Annotated in this window: 18 protein-coding genes; 16 read left to right on the top strand and 2 right to left on the bottom strand. The window is 38.9% G+C overall.

Going from position 1 to position 18,985, the window contains the following annotated elements:
* Positions 1–17 precede the first annotated feature (17 nt).
* Positions 18–584, top strand: coding sequence for a ComE operon protein 2 (locus tag MKY06_RS23320; protein WP_025750557.1), 567 nt, complete (start codon positions 18–20; stop codon positions 582–584).
* 68 nt (positions 585–652) lie between these two features.
* On the top strand, positions 653–2,944 hold the full coding sequence (locus MKY06_RS23315) for a DNA internalization-related competence protein ComEC/Rec2 (RefSeq protein ID WP_098476289.1): 2,292 nt from the start codon (positions 653–655) through the stop codon (positions 2,942–2,944).
* A gap of 57 nt (positions 2,945–3,001) precedes the next feature.
* Here MKY06_RS23315 and MKY06_RS23310 read toward each other — a convergent pair whose 3' ends face one another.
* Positions 3,002–3,136, bottom strand: coding sequence for a YqzM family protein (locus MKY06_RS23310; protein WP_013059251.1), 135 nt, complete (start codon positions 3,134–3,136; stop codon positions 3,002–3,004).
* A 326-nt stretch (positions 3,137–3,462) separates the two neighbouring features.
* Between MKY06_RS23310 and holA the strand changes: the two genes are divergently transcribed.
* Positions 3,463–4,479, top strand: coding sequence for a DNA polymerase III subunit delta (gene holA, locus MKY06_RS23305; RefSeq protein WP_013059250.1), 1,017 nt, complete (start codon positions 3,463–3,465; stop codon positions 4,477–4,479).
* A gap of 34 nt (positions 4,480–4,513) precedes the next feature.
* Here the strand turns inward: holA and rpsT are convergent, their stop codons facing one another.
* Positions 4,514–4,780 (bottom strand): 30S ribosomal protein S20, encoded by a 267-nt coding sequence (gene rpsT, locus MKY06_RS23300; RefSeq protein ID WP_013059249.1) that lies wholly within the window; start codon positions 4,778–4,780, stop codon positions 4,514–4,516.
* A gap of 256 nt (positions 4,781–5,036) precedes the next feature.
* Between rpsT and gpr the strand changes: the two genes are divergently transcribed.
* The 13 genes from gpr to MKY06_RS23235 all read left to right on the top strand — a co-directional run bounded on the left by gpr (position 5,037) and on the right by MKY06_RS23235 (position 18,890).
* Entirely contained in the window at positions 5,037–6,149 is a 1,113-nt protein-coding gene (gene gpr, locus MKY06_RS23295; protein WP_013059248.1) for a GPR endopeptidase, read from the top strand.
* An 84-nt stretch (positions 6,150–6,233) separates the two neighbouring features.
* Positions 6,234–6,569, top strand: a complete 336-nt coding sequence (locus MKY06_RS23290) for a DUF3679 domain-containing protein (RefSeq protein WP_014458177.1) — start codon at positions 6,234–6,236, stop codon at positions 6,567–6,569.
* 128 nt (positions 6,570–6,697) lie between these two features.
* A complete protein-coding gene (lepA, locus tag MKY06_RS23285) occupies positions 6,698–8,521 on the top strand; it encodes a translation elongation factor 4 (protein WP_013059246.1) in 1,824 nt (607 codons plus the stop codon).
* Between the two features lie 175 nt (positions 8,522–8,696).
* Complete coding sequence (gene hemW / locus MKY06_RS23280) at positions 8,697–9,836, top strand: radical SAM family heme chaperone HemW (protein ID WP_013059245.1); 1,140 nt, start codon at positions 8,697–8,699, stop codon at positions 9,834–9,836.
* Positions 9,837–9,927: 91 nt separating this feature from the next.
* The gene (gene hrcA / locus MKY06_RS23275) at positions 9,928–10,956 is read left to right on the top strand and encodes a heat-inducible transcriptional repressor HrcA (RefSeq protein ID WP_013059244.1); all 1,029 of its coding nucleotides are present in this window, start codon (positions 9,928–9,930) and stop codon (positions 10,954–10,956) included.
* A 105-nt stretch (positions 10,957–11,061) separates the two neighbouring features.
* A complete protein-coding gene (gene grpE / locus MKY06_RS23270; protein WP_013059243.1) occupies positions 11,062–11,622 on the top strand; it encodes a nucleotide exchange factor GrpE in 561 nt (186 codons plus the stop codon).
* Positions 11,623–11,652: 30 nt separating this feature from the next.
* A complete protein-coding gene (gene dnaK, locus MKY06_RS23265) occupies positions 11,653–13,470 on the top strand; it encodes a molecular chaperone DnaK (RefSeq protein WP_013059242.1) in 1,818 nt (605 codons plus the stop codon).
* A 235-nt stretch (positions 13,471–13,705) separates the two neighbouring features.
* Positions 13,706–14,836: a molecular chaperone DnaJ gene (gene dnaJ, locus MKY06_RS23260; protein ID WP_013059241.1), complete on the top strand. Its 1,131-nt coding sequence runs from the start codon at positions 13,706–13,708 to the stop codon at positions 14,834–14,836.
* A 117-nt stretch (positions 14,837–14,953) separates the two neighbouring features.
* Complete coding sequence (gene prmA, locus MKY06_RS23255; RefSeq protein ID WP_013059240.1) at positions 14,954–15,895, top strand: 50S ribosomal protein L11 methyltransferase; 942 nt, start codon at positions 14,954–14,956, stop codon at positions 15,893–15,895.
* A gap of 19 nt (positions 15,896–15,914) precedes the next feature.
* On the top strand, positions 15,915–16,667 hold the full coding sequence (locus MKY06_RS23250; protein WP_289919402.1) for a 16S rRNA (uracil(1498)-N(3))-methyltransferase: 753 nt from the start codon (positions 15,915–15,917) through the stop codon (positions 16,665–16,667).
* A gap of 5 nt (positions 16,668–16,672) precedes the next feature.
* Positions 16,673–18,031: a tRNA (N(6)-L-threonylcarbamoyladenosine(37)-C(2))-methylthiotransferase MtaB gene (gene mtaB, locus MKY06_RS23245; protein ID WP_013059238.1), complete on the top strand. Its 1,359-nt coding sequence runs from the start codon at positions 16,673–16,675 to the stop codon at positions 18,029–18,031.
* Between the two features lie 226 nt (positions 18,032–18,257).
* Positions 18,258–18,431: a 30S ribosomal protein S21 gene (gene rpsU, locus MKY06_RS23240; protein WP_013059237.1), complete on the top strand. Its 174-nt coding sequence runs from the start codon at positions 18,258–18,260 to the stop codon at positions 18,429–18,431.
* A gap of 15 nt (positions 18,432–18,446) precedes the next feature.
* A complete protein-coding gene (locus MKY06_RS23235) occupies positions 18,447–18,890 on the top strand; it encodes a GatB/YqeY domain-containing protein (RefSeq protein ID WP_013059236.1) in 444 nt (147 codons plus the stop codon).
* Positions 18,891–18,985 lie beyond the last annotated feature (95 nt).

The raw sequence follows: 18,985 nt of genomic DNA, 5'->3' as shown, positions 1-18,985 counted from the left end.
AAAAGGTAGGGAATGAGATGAACCGGATTTCATGGGATCAATATTTTATGGCACAAAGCCATTTGCTAGCTTTAAGAAGCACTTGTGAACGTCTGGCTGTTGGGGCTACAGTGGTGCGTGATAAACGTATTATAGCTGGAGGATACAACGGCTCGATCAGCGGAGGTGTGCATTGTGCTGACGAAGGCTGTTATGTGATTGATGGACACTGTGTAAGAACTGTCCATGCAGAAGTGAATGCACTCTTGCAGTGTGCTAAGTTTGGTGTAAAAACAGAAGATGCGGAAGTATACGTCACGCATTTTCCTTGTTTAAACTGCTGTAAAGCCCTTATTCAAGCGGGAATTAAAACAGTATATTACGCTAATGATTACAAAAATCATCCGTATGCTGTTGAGTTATTTCAACAGGCGGGAGTGAAAACAGCAAAAGTTGAACTTGATGAAGCAATCATTGACTTAAAAAGTAAAGAGAAGCTTCAATTTGTGACGGATGTTCTCGCTCGTTTAGAAAAAAGCGGAGCGGACGAAGCAGAAGTGATGAATTTACAGCGTGAAGCTCTCGCTTTGTTTACGGCAAATTAAAGGTAAAAGAGGTTTTTTACTTGGTAACAGTAAGGAGCCTCTTTCTTTTAAGAAGAAAGGAGCTAAAGGTGAAAGGATATTATATTTACTGTGCTTTTAGCATGATGATAGCTTTATATGTATATGATAATCATTCCGCTGTAAGCCTGTTTTTGCTAATCGTGCTTTTCATTTTTCAATGGCTACAATGTCCGAGGAAAGTGGTTATTGCTTCTGCACTGTTGAGTGTTTTGTGCGTCTACCTATTAGCTGAGACAAATAAGCATAACAAAACGGTTCTTTTAGCTGAATCTTCTTCTTTTACAGGCGAAATTTCCTCTGTTCCGCATAGTAACGGCGACAAGCTTACTTTTAAGTTTACGGTTCAAAATGAAGAGGTCATGGCTTTTTATAAACTAAAAACGTTGGAAGAGAAACAGCAGCTCGAAAAGCTAACGATTCATCAAGTTTGTCAACTAGGGGGGCAATTAACTTCTCCTTCACCTGCTCGCAACCTTCATGCATTTGATTATCAGCAATATTTGTACCATCAGTCTATTCATTGGCAGCTTAACGTCAAGGGACTTGATTTGGTAAAATGTCAGCTCCCCACTTTAACTCCACTTACGTACCTTACCTTTATTCGTCAAAAAGGAATTAATTATATTCAACAAAATATGTCGGATCCAGGCGCTGGGTTTATGCAGGCACTAATTTATGGCGAGCGCACTGGCATCGAAGAAGAGAGTATCAAGCGCTATCAGCAATTTGGTTTAATCCACTTGCTTGCCATATCAGGTCTTCATGTTGGACTGCTGACAGCGATGTGTTTTTATTTGCTCATTCGGATTGGAATAACGCGCGAGCGAGCCATTACGCTTTTACTTTTGCTTCTTCCTGTATACATGGTTTTGGCCGGTGGCAGCGCTTCAGTTGTCCGAGCTGTTTTTATGAGTATGCTGATGCTTATATCGATAAAAATACAAAGAAAAATTCTTTTGGTTGATAGCATCAGCCTTGCTTTTATGGCCATGCTGCTTTTTAAGCCGTACTATTTATTTGACGTAGGATTTCAGCTTTCTTTTGCCGTTAGTTTTGCATTGATTTTATCGAGTCAGACGATTTTACCTCGTTTTCATTCTTCTTTCAGCCAGTTCATGGTTGTTTCAGCGATTGCACAAATCAGTTCACTTCCTTTATTGTTGTACTATTTTTATGGAGTATCTCTCCTCAGTTTGCCATTAAATATGGTTTTTGTACCGCTGTTTTCTCTTGTTATATTACCTCTTTGTTTGCTCATTCTTTTTGTTCGTATCCTCTTGCCAGGAGTGAGTGAACTGCTGGAGCAAATTCTTCATGTTCTTTTACTTTTTTGTGAAAAATTGCTTGGCTTTTTTGATTGGATTCCCGCTGATTTTGTAACGGGAAAACCCCACATTGTGCTGTTTTTGGGCATGTACTTATGCATTTATGCTGTATTTGTGGCGGTCGAAGAAGGAGAATTTTTCGTTCGCTATATGTTTCTTCTCGTGGCATTGTTAGCCGCACAATGTATGTATCCTTATTTGAATCCAAAAGGAACGGTCACAATGGTCGATGTAGGACAAGGAGACTGCTTTATCATTGAGCTTCCTTATCGAAAAGGTGTGTATATGATCGATACGGGAGGAACCGTTTCATTTCCAAAAGAACCATGGCAAAAACGTCGTTCTTCTTTTGACGTGGGAGAAGATGTACTTGTTCCCTTTTTGCATTCAAAAGGAATAACAAGGGTAGATAAAATGATTATCACACACGGCGATTATGATCACGCAGGGGCGGCACAGCATTTATTTTCACAAGTGGCTGTCGGAGAGCTGGTGCTTGGGAAAAAAGCTGAATTAAATGACGTAGAGACTGGCTTGGTGATCGCTGCTCAAAAACAAAGAGTGCCTGTTCAAATTGTTCAACAAGGAGATAGCTGGCAAGAAGGAGGTGTGTTATTTCAGATTATTTCTCCGACAGGTTTCGAAGAAACGAGCAACAACGGCTCAATTGTAATAGACGCTAAGTTAGGAAATTTAAGATGGCTATTCACTGGAGATTTAGAAAAGGAAGGAGAACAAAGAATATTGAAAGACTTTCTAAACCTTAAAGCAGATGTATTAAAAGTTGGGCATCATGGCAGTAAAACCTCAACTTCAGAAGAGTTTGTTCAACATTTAAATCCTAAAGTAGCGCTTGTTTCAGCGGGACAAAAAAATCGTTATGGTCATCCTCATCAAGAAATATTAGAGCTTCTGAAAAGCTACGGAGTGTATATTTATCGAACGGATGAAGATGGTGGGGTAATGTATGAATTTACAAAAAAGTCAGGAACGTTTTCGCAGCAACTTCCATAGTCTATAGTAAGAAAAACGAACTAAAAAAGACTGCTAAGAAGCAGCCTTGAAGCAATTTTACGAACCCAAGTAGTGAATCACAGTTGCAATAACAAATAAGGCAGTGAAAAAGCCAAATGAAACACCAAATCCTACGGCAGAATCGACAGCGTCGTTGCGTTTACTTTGGACACTTTCTTCAAATTGGTTCATTAACACCCCTCCTGTTTACAGTATAATCTAACTTTTTTTAAAAATCTAGACAATTTAAAAGCGTTTTCACAAACTGACAACAGTTAACAACTATACTTTATAGACATGAGGAGAAAATAGAGATAAGGGTTTAATCATTAACAAATAAGTAACCTAGGGCTTATATTGTTAATGTTTATCATAAACTGAGGAATTGTCGTTTTAAGGCAATTCCTTTTGTATTGTTGCCAAAAACTCATAACACCTTTACGATAGAAATTGTATTTTGTTTATCAGTAACTATACATAATCAATATAGATGAATAAAAAAGAGGAGCGTATATACGTTGGCAGTTGATAGCTTAAAAAGTATTACCAAAAATAATATAGCCCCCGTTTACTTAATACACGGGGTCAATGCATTTATGAGTAAAAAGATTAGAGATAAAATCGTCGACTATACGTTAAATGAAGAAGATAAAGAATTTAACTTGTCACTATACGATTTAGAAGAAACATCGATTGATCAAGTTCTAGAAGATGCTGAAACGCTTCCTTTTTTAGGAGACAAGCGTGTAGTGGTTGCGAAAAATGCAGCATTTTTAACGGCTGAAAAATCGAAAGATAAAGTAGAGCATGATCTAGCAAAACTGCAGCAATATGTGGAGCAGCCCCCGTCTTTTTCAACGTTAATTCTACTAGCCCCTTATGAAAAGCTGGATGAAAGAAAAAAAATAACAAAATTATTAAAAAAACAAGCAGCTTACATTGAAGCGAACGAATTTGGTGAAAAAGAAATGAAGCAGTGGATTCATAATTTACTTTCAAAAGATGGAGTGAATATGGATGAAGATGCTGTGACGCTGCTTATTCAGCTTGTGGGTCTTAATGTAACACTTGTGACAAATGAAATTGAAAAAATGGTGTTATATGTTGGACAAGACGGAGTCATTACAAAAGAAGTTGTGCTTAAGCTTGTGGCAAAAACGCTTGAACAAAATGTATTTACGCTTATTGACGCTGTTATTCAGCGAAAGGTTTCTACTGCTTTAAATATGTATCAGGATTTACTGCGTAATAACGAAGAGCCTATTAAAATTTTATCTTTGTTAGCGACGCAGTTTCGTTTGATTTATCATACGAAGCAGCTGTCTAGTCAAGGGTACGGTCAGCAGCAAATTGCTCAAACGATTAAGGTTCATCCGTTTCGTGTGAAAATTGCTTTGCAGCAGAGCAGAAGTTTTGAGGAACAGCAGCTTAAAGAAATTTTAAAGGATTTAGCAGAGGCAGATTATGAAATGAAGACGGGAAAAATGGATAAAGCGCTTATTTTACAGCTGTTTTTATTAAAAAGAGCGCAATAAAAAAACGATCCTAATGGGATCGTTTTTGTCTCAATTATGCAGATAAACCGTTAAGTTTTACTGCTAAGCGAGATTTTTGACGAGCTGCAGCATTTTTGTGGATAATACCAGATTGTGCAGCTTTGTCTAATTTTTTAGAAGCAACAGCAAATGCTGCTTTTGCGTTATCTACATCGTTGTTTTCAACTAAAGCTTCAAAGTTTTTGATTGCAGTACGCATAGCTGATTTAGCTTGAATGTTATGAGCACGGCGAGCTTCAGTAGTTTTTACACGTTTGATAGCTGATTTAATGTTTGGCATCCGTTTCACCTCCCGAAATGATAACAATCGAGATTATATAGAACTCGACATTCTTCACAATAAGAACAAAAGATATTTTATCAAACACAAGGACAGAATGCAATAGCCTTGACAAGGAATTTTATATGACAGAGCTCTCTTTAAAAGCTTGTAGCTGATATTGCGCCCTTCCTTCCACTTTTCATTTCTTAAATGCATGAATCTGCCAGTCCTCGGTGACAATAATTTCAACAAAGATTGTCTAGGAGGTTAAGAAATGGAAAAAGAACTTGATTTAAGTCAATATAGCGTGCGCACGGATTTAGCTGTCGAAGCAAAAGACATAGCGTTAGAAAATCAGCCTAAACCGAATAACCAGTCAGAAATCAAAGGCGTAATTGTAAAAGAAAAAGAAGAACAAGGTGTCAAAATCTCAATGGTAGAAATTACGGAAGAGGGCGCAGAAGCAATCGGTAAGAAAAAAGGCCGATATGTAACCCTTGAATCGGTAGGCATTCGCGAGCAGGATACTGAAAAGCAAGAGGCCATGGAAGAAGTATTTGCTAAAGAGCTGAATTTTTTTATTAAAAGCCTCAACATTCCAGATGATGCTAGCTGTCTTGTAGTGGGTCTTGGAAACTTAAGTGTTACACCAGATGCGCTTGGACCAAAGGCAGTAGATAATTTGTTGATTACAAGACATTTGTTTGAGCTACAGCCTGAAAGCGTGCAAGATGGCTTTAGACCCGTTAGCGCCATTGTTCCGGGAGTAATGGGAATGACGGGTATTGAGACAAGTGATATTATCTTTGGCGTTGTAAAGAAAGTGAATCCAGATTTTATCATTGCAATCGATGCGCTTGCCGCTCGTTCGATTGAACGGGTAAATGCTACCATTCAAATTTCAGATTCAGGTATTCATCCGGGGTCTGGGGTTGGAAACAAGCGCAAAGAAATCAGTTATGAAACACTTGGCATTCCAGTTATTGCAATAGGTATTCCAACGGTAGTGGATGCTGTTTCCATTACAAGCGATACAATTGACTTTATCTTAAAACATTTCGGCCGAGAAATGAAAGAGCAGGGAAAGCCGTCTAAGTCGCTGCTTCCGTCCGGTATGACGTTTGGAGAAAAAAAGAAGCTCACGGAGGATGACTTACCCAATGAAGAGCAGCGTCAAACGTATCTCGGTATGATTGGCACCCTTCCAGATGAAGAAAAAAGACGTCTTATTCATGAAGTGCTTGCACCTTTAGGCCATAATTTGATGGTTACGCCAAAAGAAGTGGATATGTTTATTGAAGATATGGCTAATGTAGTTGCAGGAGGACTTAACGCTGCTTTGCATCATGAAGTGGATCAAGAGAACTTTGGGGCATATACTCATTAATACGCTTTTAGGTGAATGAGTTCTTCACAATATAGTCATAATGGTTAGTACTACAGAAGATAAAGAAGTAAGGGGCCTAATAATATGATTAAATTTACTTTAAAATCAGTAGTGCTAACCATTTTTTTACTGTGCGTCGTATTTTTAGGGATGCAGACGGCTCAGCAAGGGTTGATTAAAATGAAGGGATATAATGATCCTTCGATTGAACATGTTATTAATGTGTCTAAAACATCAGATGGTCAGGTGGAAGCTGCTGTTTTAGGTTCAAAAAAAGTCGTGAACATTGATGAAAAACAGCAGTTTCTAGAAAAACGAAAGGCTTTTAACTTTTTCTCCTCGCTAGGTCAAAGTCTAGCGGAAGGCGTGAAAAGTACAATAGGAAAAGCTTTTAAGGCTATCCATCATCTTCTTAATTAAAAGCAGAATCTCTTTCTGCTTTTTTGTATGGAAAAATCCCCAATGGAATGCTTATTGAATGTTGACGAATGTGTTGTTATAATTTAATTTAGTGTATTTTGCCGATTTTCAGTAGGAGTGAAAAAAATATGGATAGAGAAGCAAGATTGAAACGACAATCGAAAATCAGAAACTTTTCGATTATTGCTCATATAGACCACGGTAAGTCAACATTAGCAGACCGTATTTTAGAAAAAACAAATGCGTTAACACAGCGAGAAATGAAAGCTCAGCTTTTAGATTCGATGGATTTAGAACGTGAACGTGGAATTACCATTAAATTAAATGCTGTGCAGCTTCAATACAAAGCAAAAGATGGAGAAGAGTATACTTTTCATCTAATTGATACACCGGGACACGTCGATTTTACATATGAAGTGTCGCGAAGTTTAGCCGCGTGTGAAGGTGCTATTCTAGTAGTAGATGCAGCTCAAGGTATTGAAGCTCAAACACTAGCAAACGTATATTTAGCGCTTGATAACAACCTTGAAATTTTACCTGTCATTAATAAGATTGACCTGCCGAGTGCAGAGCCAGAGCGAGTGCGTCAAGAAGTTGAAGACGTAATTGGGTTAGATGCGTCGGAAGCTGTATTAGCTTCAGCTAAAGCAGGAATTGGTATCGAAGAAATTTTAGAACAAATTGTTGAAAAAGTTCCTGCTCCTGAAGGGGATCCAGACGCACCGCTTCAAGCACTAATCTTTGATTCATTTTATGATGCATACCGAGGTGTAGTTGCATCTATTCGTATCGTACAAGGACGAGTAAAAGTAGGCGACAAAATTAAAATGATGGCAACAGGAAAAGAGTTTGAGGTAACGGAGCTAGGTGTGTTAACGCCAAAAGCCGTTGCTAAAGATGAACTTTCTGTTGGCGACGTAGGATTTTTAACAGCAGCTATTAAAAACGTTGGAGATACGCGAGTAGGGGACACGATTACTCTTGCTAAAAATGGAGCCAGTGAACCTCTTCCTGGTTATCGTCGTCTGAATCCAATGGTATACTGCGGACTGTATCCAATTGATACAGCGAAGTATAACGATCTTCGTGAAGCACTAGAAAAGTTAGAGCTAAATGACTCTGCACTTCAGTTTGAACCAGAGACGTCTCAGGCCTTAGGGTTTGGTTTCCGATGTGGATTCTTAGGGTTGCTTCACATGGAAATTATCCAAGAGCGTATTGAGCGCGAATTTAAAATTGATTTAATTACAACAGCTCCAAGCGTTATTTATGACGTGTATTTAACAGACGAGACTCATCTGTCTGTAGATAACCCGTCTAATATGCCGGACCCACAAAAGATTGAACGCGTAGAAGAACCGTATGTGAAAGCAACGATGATGGTACCAAACGATTATGTTGGTGCTGTGATGGAGCTTTGTCAGAAGAAGCGAGGCAACTTTATTGATATGCAGTACTTGGATGCTAATCGCGTGAGTATTGTATACGAAATTCCGCTAGCTGAAATTGTATATGATTTCTTTGATCAATTAAAATCAAATACAAAAGGCTACGCGTCGTTTGATTACGAACTTATCGGATATCAGCCTTCGAAGCTTGTGAAGATGGATATTCTTTTAAACGGCGAAACGGTCGATGCACTGTCCTTTATCGTGCACAGAGATTCAGCTTACGATCGTGGTAAAGTCATTGTAGAAAAGCTTAAAGAGCTTATTCCACGTCAACAGTTCGAAGTGCCGATTCAAGCGGCAATCGGTCAAAAAATTGTCGCGCGTTCAACAATTAAAGCCATTCGTAAAAACGTTTTAGCAAAATGTTACGGAGGAGATATCTCTCGTAAACGTAAACTTCTTGAAAAACAAAAAGAAGGTAAAAAACGTATGAAGCAGGTCGGTTCTGTTGAAGTACCGCAGGAAGCATTCATGGCTGTTCTTCGCATGGATGAAGATTAATAGCTGAAATTCTATTATTTAACATGTCAAATTAGTTTTGAAAATCAAGCTAATCTGATACGATAGTAAAGAGCTTTGAGCGCTGTAAATGAGTGTGAACGAACATAGATAAAAATACCGCAGAGAGACTCTGCGGTATTTTTATCATTTATAAATGTGATTGAGGTGGAAGTCCATGGTGAAGGCAGCATATCTGCACATCCCGTTTTGTCATCATATTTGTCACTATTGTGACTTTAATAAAGTGTTTTTCAAAAATCAGCCTGTTATGCCGTATTTGGAAAGCATGCGAGAAGAAATGAAACAAGCAGTTGAACATTATCCAACGACCAATTTAAACACGATATTCGTTGGGGGTGGGACGCCTACAGCCTTAGATGAACAGCAGCTAGAGTATTTTTTAGAATCCATTCGTATGTACCTCCCTTATGACGAAAAAGGTGAGTTTACATTTGAAGCGAATCCGAATGAATTGACAAAAGAAAAGCTTCAGCTTCTCCATGACTATGGCGTGAATCGTTTAAGCATTGGTGTACAAACGTTTAATGAAAGATTATTGGAGAAAATTGGACGTGTGCATTCAAATAGACAGGTATTTGATTGTGTTGAACAAGCGAGAAAGATTGGAATGTCGAATATAAGCTTAGACTTAATTTATAGCCTGCCGGAACAAACGGTAGCTGATTTTTCTTCTACGCTTCAAACGGCTTTTTCATTAGAGGTAGAGCATATGTCTGCCTATTCGTTGATTATTGAACCTAAAACGGTATTTTATAATTTAATGAATAAAGGAAAGCTACCCCTGCCTGCTCAAGAAGAAGAAGCAGCTATGTATGAGCTGCTTATGAAAGAAATGGACAAACAAGGTTTTCATCAATACGAAATCAGTAATTTCGCAAAGCCAGGCTACGAGAGTATTCATAATCTAACATATTGGAACAACGACGATTATTACGGAATTGGCGCAGGCGCACATAGCTATATAGACGGAATAAGACGAGCAAATATTGGACCATTAAAAAAGTACATTGATTCAGTCGAGCAAAAAGGAAATGCATATCTCAATGAAGTGAGCGTGACCGAGGCTGAAAAAATGGAAGAAGAAATGTTTTTGGGCCTTCGTAAAACGAAAGGAGTCTCAAAAGAGGAGTTTAAGAAAAAATTCAATCGAGAATTAAAAGATGTATTTGGAGAACCTATTCAAGAATACAAAGAGAAAGGACTTTTGGGTGAAGACAATAGCTCAGTCTTTTTAACACACAATGGTCGATTTTTGGGGAATGAAGTTTTTCAAGCCTTTATTGGGATAATCTAATATCAAATCGTTGACATCGCTATAGTGATTTGGTAATTTATTATTAGATTTAGCACTCAGAGTTTTAGAGTGCTAACAGAGGTGATGAAGCGTGCTTACTGATCGACAGTTATTAATTTTACAAGTCATTATTGATGATTTCATTCGATCTGCGCAGCCGGTAGGCTCTCGAACATTATCTAAGAAAGAAGAGTTTAATTTTAGTTCGGCTACGATTCGGAATGAGATGTCAGACCTAGAAGAACTTGGATTTATTGAAAAAACTCATACTTCTTCAGGGCGCGTTCCGTCTGAGAAAGGTTATCGTTATTATGTTGATCATCTAGTGTCCCCGCAGCACTTGAAAGCAAGCGACGTTTCCACGGTACGTTCGGTATTCGCTGAACGCATTGTAGAACTGGAGCAGCTCGTTCAAAAGTCAGCACAAATTTTATCTGATTTAACGAGTTTAACGTCTATTGTGCTAGGACCAAAAGCGGTCAGCCATAAGTTAAAACAGCTGCAGATTTTACCTTTAACGGCTCAGTCAGCTGTTGCCATTATTGTGACCGATACAGGACACGTTGAAAGTCGGACGATTACGCTGCCGAGCAGTATTCAACCTTCCGATATTGAAAAAATGGTTAACATTTTAAACGAAAAGCTCATCGGCGTTCGCATTACTGATTTACATGATAAAATGTACAAAGAAGTAGCGACGCTCTTAAAAAGCCATATTCAAGGGTATGAGCAGACGATGGATATACTCAATGATGCATTAAAGCTCAACATGAATGGCAAATTAGTAGTTGGCGGCAAAACGAATATGTTTGCTCAGCCGGAATTTCATGACCTTAATAAAATTCGCGGGCTGTTTAATATTATTGAACATGAACAGCAGTTTTATAAGCTGTTAAGCCCAAATGAGGCTGGCATACATGTGAAAATTGGTCATGAAAATAAATTGAATGAAATGGTAGGGTGCAGCTTAATTACAGCTAGTTATTCCTTTGGTCACGAACAGCTTGGCACAATTGCTATACTGGGACCGACCCGCATGGAATATGCGCGTGTGATTAGTTTGCTTACACTGCTTTCATCAGATATGTCTCAAGTATTAACAAACTTGTATAAAGAATAAAGGAATCGGGTGGAATATATTACTTCCATCCTTTCCCTGTGATAAAATAAAAAACGTTGTTTAAAATGTGAAAATGTGTGTAAACATTTAAGGGAGGTGAATGAATTGTCAAACGAAAAGCAAGTAGAAGAACAAAACGAAGAAGTGGTTGAAGAAGTTCAAACAGACTCTGCTGAAGCAACTGAAGCTGAAGTGTCTGAGGAAGTAAACCCTCTTCAACAAGAAAATGATCAATTAAAGCAACAGCTTGAAGAAGAAGAGAATCGCTACTTACGTCTACAAGCTGATTTCGATAATTTCCGTCGTCGTTCACGTCTCGATGCAGAAGCTGCTCAAAAATACCGTGCTCAATCATTAGTTTCGGATATTTTACCAGCACTTGATAACTTTGAACGTGCATTACAAGTTAACACAGCGGACGAGCAAACTAAATCTGTGCTGCAAGGTGTAGAAATGGTATACCGTCAATTAGTAGAGGCACTTCAAAAAGAAGGTGTTGAAGCAATTGAATCAGTCGGGAAAACATTCGATCCATACGAGCATCAAGCAGTGATGCAAGTAGAAGACGATGAATACGAACCGAACACGGTAGTAGAGGAGCTTCAAAAAGGTTACAAATTAAAAGATAAAATCATCCGCCCTGCGATGGTTAAAGTGAATCAATAACACTACATATTATGAAGGAGGTCATTGTCAATGAGTAAGATCATTGGTATCGATTTAGGTACAACTAACTCTTGTGTCGCTGTATTAGAAGGCGGCGAACCAAAAGTAATTCCAAATCCAGAAGGAAACCGTACAACGCCATCAGTTGTGGCATTCAAAAACGGTGAGCGTCAAGTTGGGGAAGTAGCGAAACGTCAAGCTATTACAAACCCTAACACAATTATTTCAGTTAAACGTCATATGGGTACAGACCATAAGGTTGAAGCTGAAGGCAAGCAATACACGCCTCAAGAAATGTCAGCTATCATTCTTCAACATTTAAAAGGTTATGCTGAAGAGTATTTAGGTGAGCCTGTAACAAAAGCTGTTATCACAGTTCCTGCTTACTTTAATGATGCTGAGCGTCAAGCAACAAAAGATGCTGGTAAAATTGCTGGTTTAGAAGTAGAGCGTATTATTAACGAGCCTACTGCAGCAGCACTTGCATACGGATTAGAAAAAACAGATGAAGATCAAACAGTTTTAGTTTATGACCTTGGTGGCGGTACGTTTGACGTATCTATTCTAGAACTTGGCGACGGCGTATTTGAAGTTCGCGCAACTGCAGGTGACAACCGCCTTGGTGGTGACGACTTTGACCAAGTAATCATCGACTATTTAGTCGCTGAATTCAAAAAAGAAAACGGCGTGGATTTAAGCAAAGATAAAATGGCGCTTCAACGTTTAAAAGATGCGGCTGAAAAAGCGAAAAAAGATTTATCAGGCGTAACATCTACACAAATTTCTTTACCATTTATCACTGCTGGAGAAGCTGGTCCTCTTCACTTAGAGGTATCTTTATCACGTGCTAAATTTGACGAGTTATCAGCAGGCCTTGTAGAGCGTACAATGGCTCCTGTGCGTCAAGCTTTAAAAGATGCAGGCCTTTCTGCAAGCGAACTTGATAAAGTAATCTTAGTTGGTGGTTCAACTCGTATCCCAGCGGTACAAGATGCAATCAAAAAAGAAACTGGTCAAGATCCTCACAAAGGTGTAAACCCTGATGAAGTAGTTGCACTTGGTGCAGCAATTCAAGGTGGCGTATTAACTGGTGATGTAAAAGACGTTGTATTACTAGACGTAACGCCTTTATCACTAGGTATCGAAACAATGGGTGGCGTATTTACAAAGCTAATTGAGCGTAATACGACGATTCCAACAAGTAAATCACAAGTATTCTCAACGGCTGCAGATAGCCAAACAGCTGTAGATATTCATGTTCTTCAAGGTGAGCGTCCAATGTCTGCAGACAACAAAACGCTAGGTCGTTTCCAGTTAACTGATATTCCACCTGCACCACGCGGAGTACCTCAAATCGAAGTGTCATTCGATATTGACAAAAATGGTATCGTAAACGTTCGTGCAAAAGATTTAGGTACAAACAAAGAGCAAGCTATTACAATTAAATCTTCAACAGGTTTATCAGATGATGAAATCGATCGCATGGTAAAAGAAGCGGAAGAAAACGCAGATGCTGATAAGCAACGTAAAGAAGAAGTGGAACTACGCAATGAAGCAGATCAATTAGTGTTTACAACTGAAAAAACATTAAAAGATCTTGAAGGAAAAGTAGAAGAAGCTGAAGTAACAAAAGCTAACGAAGCAAAAGATGCTTTAAAAGCAGCGATTGAAAAGAATGACCTTGAAGAAATCAAAGCGAAAAAAGATGAACTTCAAGAAATCGTTCAAGCGTTAACTGTAAAATTGTATGAGCAAGCTCAACAAGCTCAGCAAGCAGGTGAACAAGGCGCTCAAAATGATGATGTTGTAGATGCAGAGTTTGAAGAAGTAAACGACGACAAAAAATAATGCATCTTGACGACTAACGTGAATGACGCCATGGTGCGATTCACATCTTTTTAAAAAGTCAAAGTCAAGCTTATTTCTTGGCTTTGACTTTTTTAACGTGGAAAAGCGAAAAGGAAAGTTTTTCACTTGGCTCTCTGCGTGCACGAGAGCAATAGAAAGTAACTTTTATGTTGCTATGGAATTATTAATAATGATACAATTACGTTTATGTGAAACGATTCGGGAGTGAGTATTGATGAGTAAGCGAGATTACTATGAAGTACTCGGTATCAGTAAGAGCGCTACAAAAGATGAAATAAAAAAAGCATACCGCAAGCTTTCTAAACAATATCATCCAGATATTAACAAAGCGGAAGATGCTGCTGACAAATTTAAAGAAGTAAAAGAAGCATATGAAGTATTGAGTGATGACCAAAAAAAAGCACAATACGATCAATTTGGTCATACTGATCCAAATCAAGGCTTTGGCGGCTTTGGTGGAGGCGGCTCAGACTTTGGCGGCTTCGGCTTTGAAGATATTTTCAGCTCGATCTTTGGTGGTGGTGGTCGCAGACGTGACCCTAATGCTCCGAGACAAGGTGCCGATTTACAATACACGATGACACTTTCTTTTGAAGAAGCTGTTTTCGGAAAAGAAACAACAATTGAAATTCCACGTGAAGAAACGTGTGAGACATGTCACGGTTCAGGTGCAAAACCTGGAACAAAAGTCGATACATGTTCGCACTGTAATGGTTCAGGTCAGTTAAACGTTGAACAAAACACGCCGTTTGGCCGCGTGGTAAATCGACGTGCGTGTCATCATTGTAATGGTACGGGAAAAATCATTAAAGACAAATGTGCAACGTGCCACGGTGACGGTAAAGTAACAAAACGACGTAAAATTAATGTTAAAATTCCAGCTGGTGTAGATGATGGTCAACAGCTGCGCGTAAGTGCTCAAGGAGAACCAGGGGTAAATGGTGGTCCTCCGGGAGATTTATACGTAGTGTTCCACGTGCGCACTCATGAATTCTTTGAACGTGATGGAGACGATATCTACTGCGAAATGCCTTTAACGTTTGCTCAGGCAGCGCTAGGTGATGAAGTAGAAGTACCAACTCTACACGGCAAGGTGAAGCTGAAGATTCCTGCTGGTACACAAACGGGAACGAAATTCCGTTTAAAAGGAAAAGGTGTGGCAAACGTACGAGGATATGGTCAAGGAGATCAGCATATTCACGTTCGAGTTGTAACTCCAACAAAAATATCAGAAAAACAAAAACAATTATTGCGTGAGTTCGCTGAACTGAGCGGTCAAGAAGCCGTTGATGAGCAGCATGATTCCTTTTTTGCAAAAGTAAAACGAGCAATTAAAGGAGAATAATTGTCTTTCATAGTAAACAGAGACAGGTTGGTAAAGGTACTTTGCCAACCTGTCATCTGTCATGTTCATATTTAAAATCCTATATTACTGAAGGCAGAAAGGATGAAGTTGGTAGCAATGAAATGGTCTGAAATTTGTATTCATACAGCGCAAGAAGCAATTGAACCTATCTCTCATATTTTACATGAATCAGGAGCTAGCGGGGTAGTCATTGAAGACCCTGCTGATTTAGTGAAGGACAGAGATACAACTTTTGGTGAAATCTACGATTTAAACGTAGAAGACTACCCAGAAGAAGGTGTAGTGATTAAAGCATATCTTCCAGTTAACAGCTTTTTAGCAGAAACTGTGGATGGTATCAAAAAAGAAATTAATGGACTGCTTGTTTACGACTTTGATTTAGGAGCTAACAAAGTTACGATCAGTGAAGTGAACGAGGAAGAGTGGGCCACTGCTTGGAAAAAATATTACCATCCCGTGAAAATTTCAGAGCGTTTTACGATTGTACCAACTTGGGAAAACTATGAAAAAGTAAGCACAGATGAATTGATTATCGAGCTTGATCCCGGAATGGCTTTTGGGACAGGTACGCATCCAACGACGGTTATGTCTCTTCAAGCATTGGAAAGAACAGTGAAAGCAGGAGATACTGTTATTGACGTGGGTACAGGTTCAGGAGTGCTAAGCATTGGCGCAGCTCTGTTAGGAGCAAGTAATGTACAAGCTCTAGACCTTGATGAAGTAGCCGTACGTTCTGCTGGCGAAAATATTGAACTGAATCAAGTTGGGAACGTCGTAACAGTAGGTCAAAACAACTTGTTGCAAGGTATAGAAGGACCGGTTGACATTGTTGTGGCGAATATTCTAGCTGAAGTAATCGTACGTTTTGTAGACGATGCTGCAAAGGTATTAAAGCCAGGAGGCATGTTCATTACATCAGGTATTATTAGTGCGAAAAAAGAAGATGTCAAAAAAGCGTTAACGGGAGCGGGCTTTGTTATTCAAGAAGTAACGCTTATGGAAGACTGGGTAGCAATTATTGCGCAAAAACAAGCTTAACAAGTGAGAAGGTGTCAAGATGCAACGTTATTTTCTGCCAAATGATCAATTTCAAGAGCAAAGTGTCATAGTGACCCAGGATGATGCCCATCATATCTCACGCGTCATGAGAATGAATGAAGGATCACAGTTTATTGCCTGTAATGAACAGGGGCAAGCTGCTTTGTGTGAAATTGAAAATATTTCCGCTAACGAAGTGAAAGCATCTATTATAGAATGGATAAGCGAAGAAAAAGAGCTTCCAGTCCATGTTACAATTGTGAACGGTCTGCCTAAAGGGGATAAGCTCGAGCTTATTATCCAAAAAGGGACAGAACTTGGGGCATATAAGTTTATCCCTTTTATTGCGGCTCGTTCAGTTGTTAAATGGGATGATAAAAAGAGTCAAAAAAAATTAGATCGCTGGAACAAGATTGCTAAAGAGGCTGCAGAACAATCTCATCGTACGATTGTACCAGCAGTAGAAGCCCCAATTTCTTTTAAAAAACTAGTAGAAATTAGCGGTGACTATACTCATAAAGTTGTAGCCTATGAAGAAAGAGCAAAGCAAGGAGAAACATCTCATCTGCACGCTGTTCTTTCGGCTTTAAAACCCGGTAATTCCGTGCTTGTGGTTGTAGGTCCAGAGGGTGGTTTGAGCGAGCAGGAAGTAGAAGTATTAGAAGAAAATGAATTTACAATAAGCGGATTTGGTCCGCGAATTTTACGGGCAGAAACAGCTCCTTTATATGCGCTGTCTGCTATATCTTATCAAACTGAGTTAATGAGGTGACGATTATGTCAACAGTTGCTTTTCACACGCTAGGGTGTAAAGTAAATCACTATGAAACAGAAGCAATTTGGCAATTGTTCAAAGGCCAAGGCTATGAGCGTGTTGAATATGAACAAACTGCCGATGTATATGTAATTAATACATGTACGGTAACAAATACAGGAGATAAAAAAAGCCGTCAAGTTATTCGCAGAGCTGTGCGAAAAAATCCAGATGCGGTTATTTGTGTAACTGGGTGTTATGCTCAAACTTCGCCAGCTGAAATTATGGCCATTCCTGGTGTTGATATCGTAGTAGGTACACAAGATCGCGTTAAGATGCTTGATTATATTGAACAATTTAAAAAAGAGCGTCAACCGATTAACGGCGTAGGAAACATTATGAAAACACGCGTATATGAAGAGCTAGATGTACCGGCTTTTACAGACCGTACGCGTGCTTCGTTAAAGATTCAAGAAGGCTGTAACAACTTCTGTACATTCTGTATTATTCCATGGGCGCGCGGTTTAATGCGATCTCGTGATCCTAAAGAAGTAGTAGCACAAGCACAGCAGCTAGTGGATGCGGGCTATAAAGAAATCGTGTTAACAGGTATTCACACTGGCGGATACGGAGAAGACATGAAAGATTACAATCTTGCCCAGCTTCTTCGTGATTTAGAGTCTCAAGTAAAAGGATTAAAACGCATTCGTATTTCGTCAATTGAAGCAAGTCAAATTACAGACGAAGTGATTGAGGTACTAGATCAATCAGAAATGGTTGTACGTCATTTGCATATTCCTCTTCAATCAGGTTCAAATACGGTATTGAAGCGCATGCGTCGTAAGTATACAATGGAGTTCTTTGGTGAGCGCTTAAACCGTCTGAAAGAAGCTCTTCCTGGATTAGCGATTACATCAGATGTTATTGTTGGCTTCCCAGGTGAAACAGAAGAAGAGTTTATGGAGACGTACAACTTTATTAAAGAGCACGGTTTTTCAGAGCTTCACGTATTCCCGTATTCTAAACGTACAGGTACGCCAGCAGCTCGTATGACCGACCAAATTGATGAAGAAGTGAAAAATGAACGTGTGCATCGTTTAATCGAACTTTCAAATCAATTGGCAAAAGAATATGCTTCAACGTTTGAAGGAGAAGTACTAGAAGTAATTCCGGAAGAAAAATATAAAGAAGATCCTGAAAGTGGTTTATATGTAGGATATACTGATAACTACTTAAAGGTTGTGTTTAAAGCGTCTGAAGAAATGGTTGGAAAGCTTGTAAAAGTGAAAATTTCAAAAGCTGGATATCCTTATAATGAAGGTGAGTTTGTTCGCGTGCTAGATGAGGTTCATCTTCAAGATCAGGTGAAAATGAGTTCATAACACTTATTGGAAAGCTGCGTGTATACGCAGCTTTTTTCATACGTGTAAAAAAGCTGAACGAGTAATGTTTTATCAAGAAAGTTCATAAAATAAAGGGGGAATAACTGCATTACTTTATGTAAAGCGGTTGACCTTAAGGAATCATTATATTATAATTGCAAAAGACATGTCTAACATGTCATTTCATTATGATGTTAGTGGTTTTGTTCGGAGGGAGGGAATTAGAATGTCAAGAACAGTTGTTCGTAAAAACGAATCGCTTGAAGATGCTCTTCGTCGCTTCAAACGTTCAGTTTCAAAAACTGGTACGTTACAAGAAGCAAGAAAGCGCGAATTCTATGAAAAGCCTAGCGTAAAGCGTAAGAAGAAATCTGAAGCTGCTAGAAAACGCAAGTTCTAATAAGAGGGTGGATTTATGAGTCTTCTCGAGCGTTTAAATAGTGATATGAAACAAGCGATGAAAAACAAAGAGAAAGAGAAGCTTGGGGTCATTCGTATGGTCAAAGCATCTCTTCAAAACGAAGCCATTAAGTTAGGAACCGACCTAACTGAAGCAGACGAGTTGACGGTTATTTCTCGCGAATTCAAACAACGTAAAGACTCCCTCCATGAATTTGAGAAAGCAGGTCGTCAAGATCTTGTTGATAAAATTCATTCTGAATTAGCGGTTTTAGAAGTTTACGCTCCTAAACAGCTAACTGAAGAAGAGTTATCTGAAATTATTAAAACGACGATTGAAGAAACGCAGTCTTCCTCTAAAGCTGATATGGGGAAAGTTATGGGAGCGCTTATGCCGAAAGTAAAAGGCAAAGCGGATGGCTCTCTTGTTAATAAGCTTGTCCTTCAACACTTATCATAAAAAACACCTTACCTTGTGTAAGGTGTTTTTTATATGGATAATAATCGAACGTATGTTTTGTTTTTCTGGTGCGAAGTATAAAATAGATAAATTTT

Origin of the sequence: Priestia sp. FSL P4-0332 (assembly GCF_038005845.1) — a bacterium.
Taxonomy (GTDB): Bacteria; Bacillota; Bacilli; order Bacillales; family Bacillaceae_H; genus Priestia.
The sequence above is the reverse complement of the archived record's forward strand: the minus strand, read 5'-3'. Positions and strand labels throughout refer to the sequence as shown.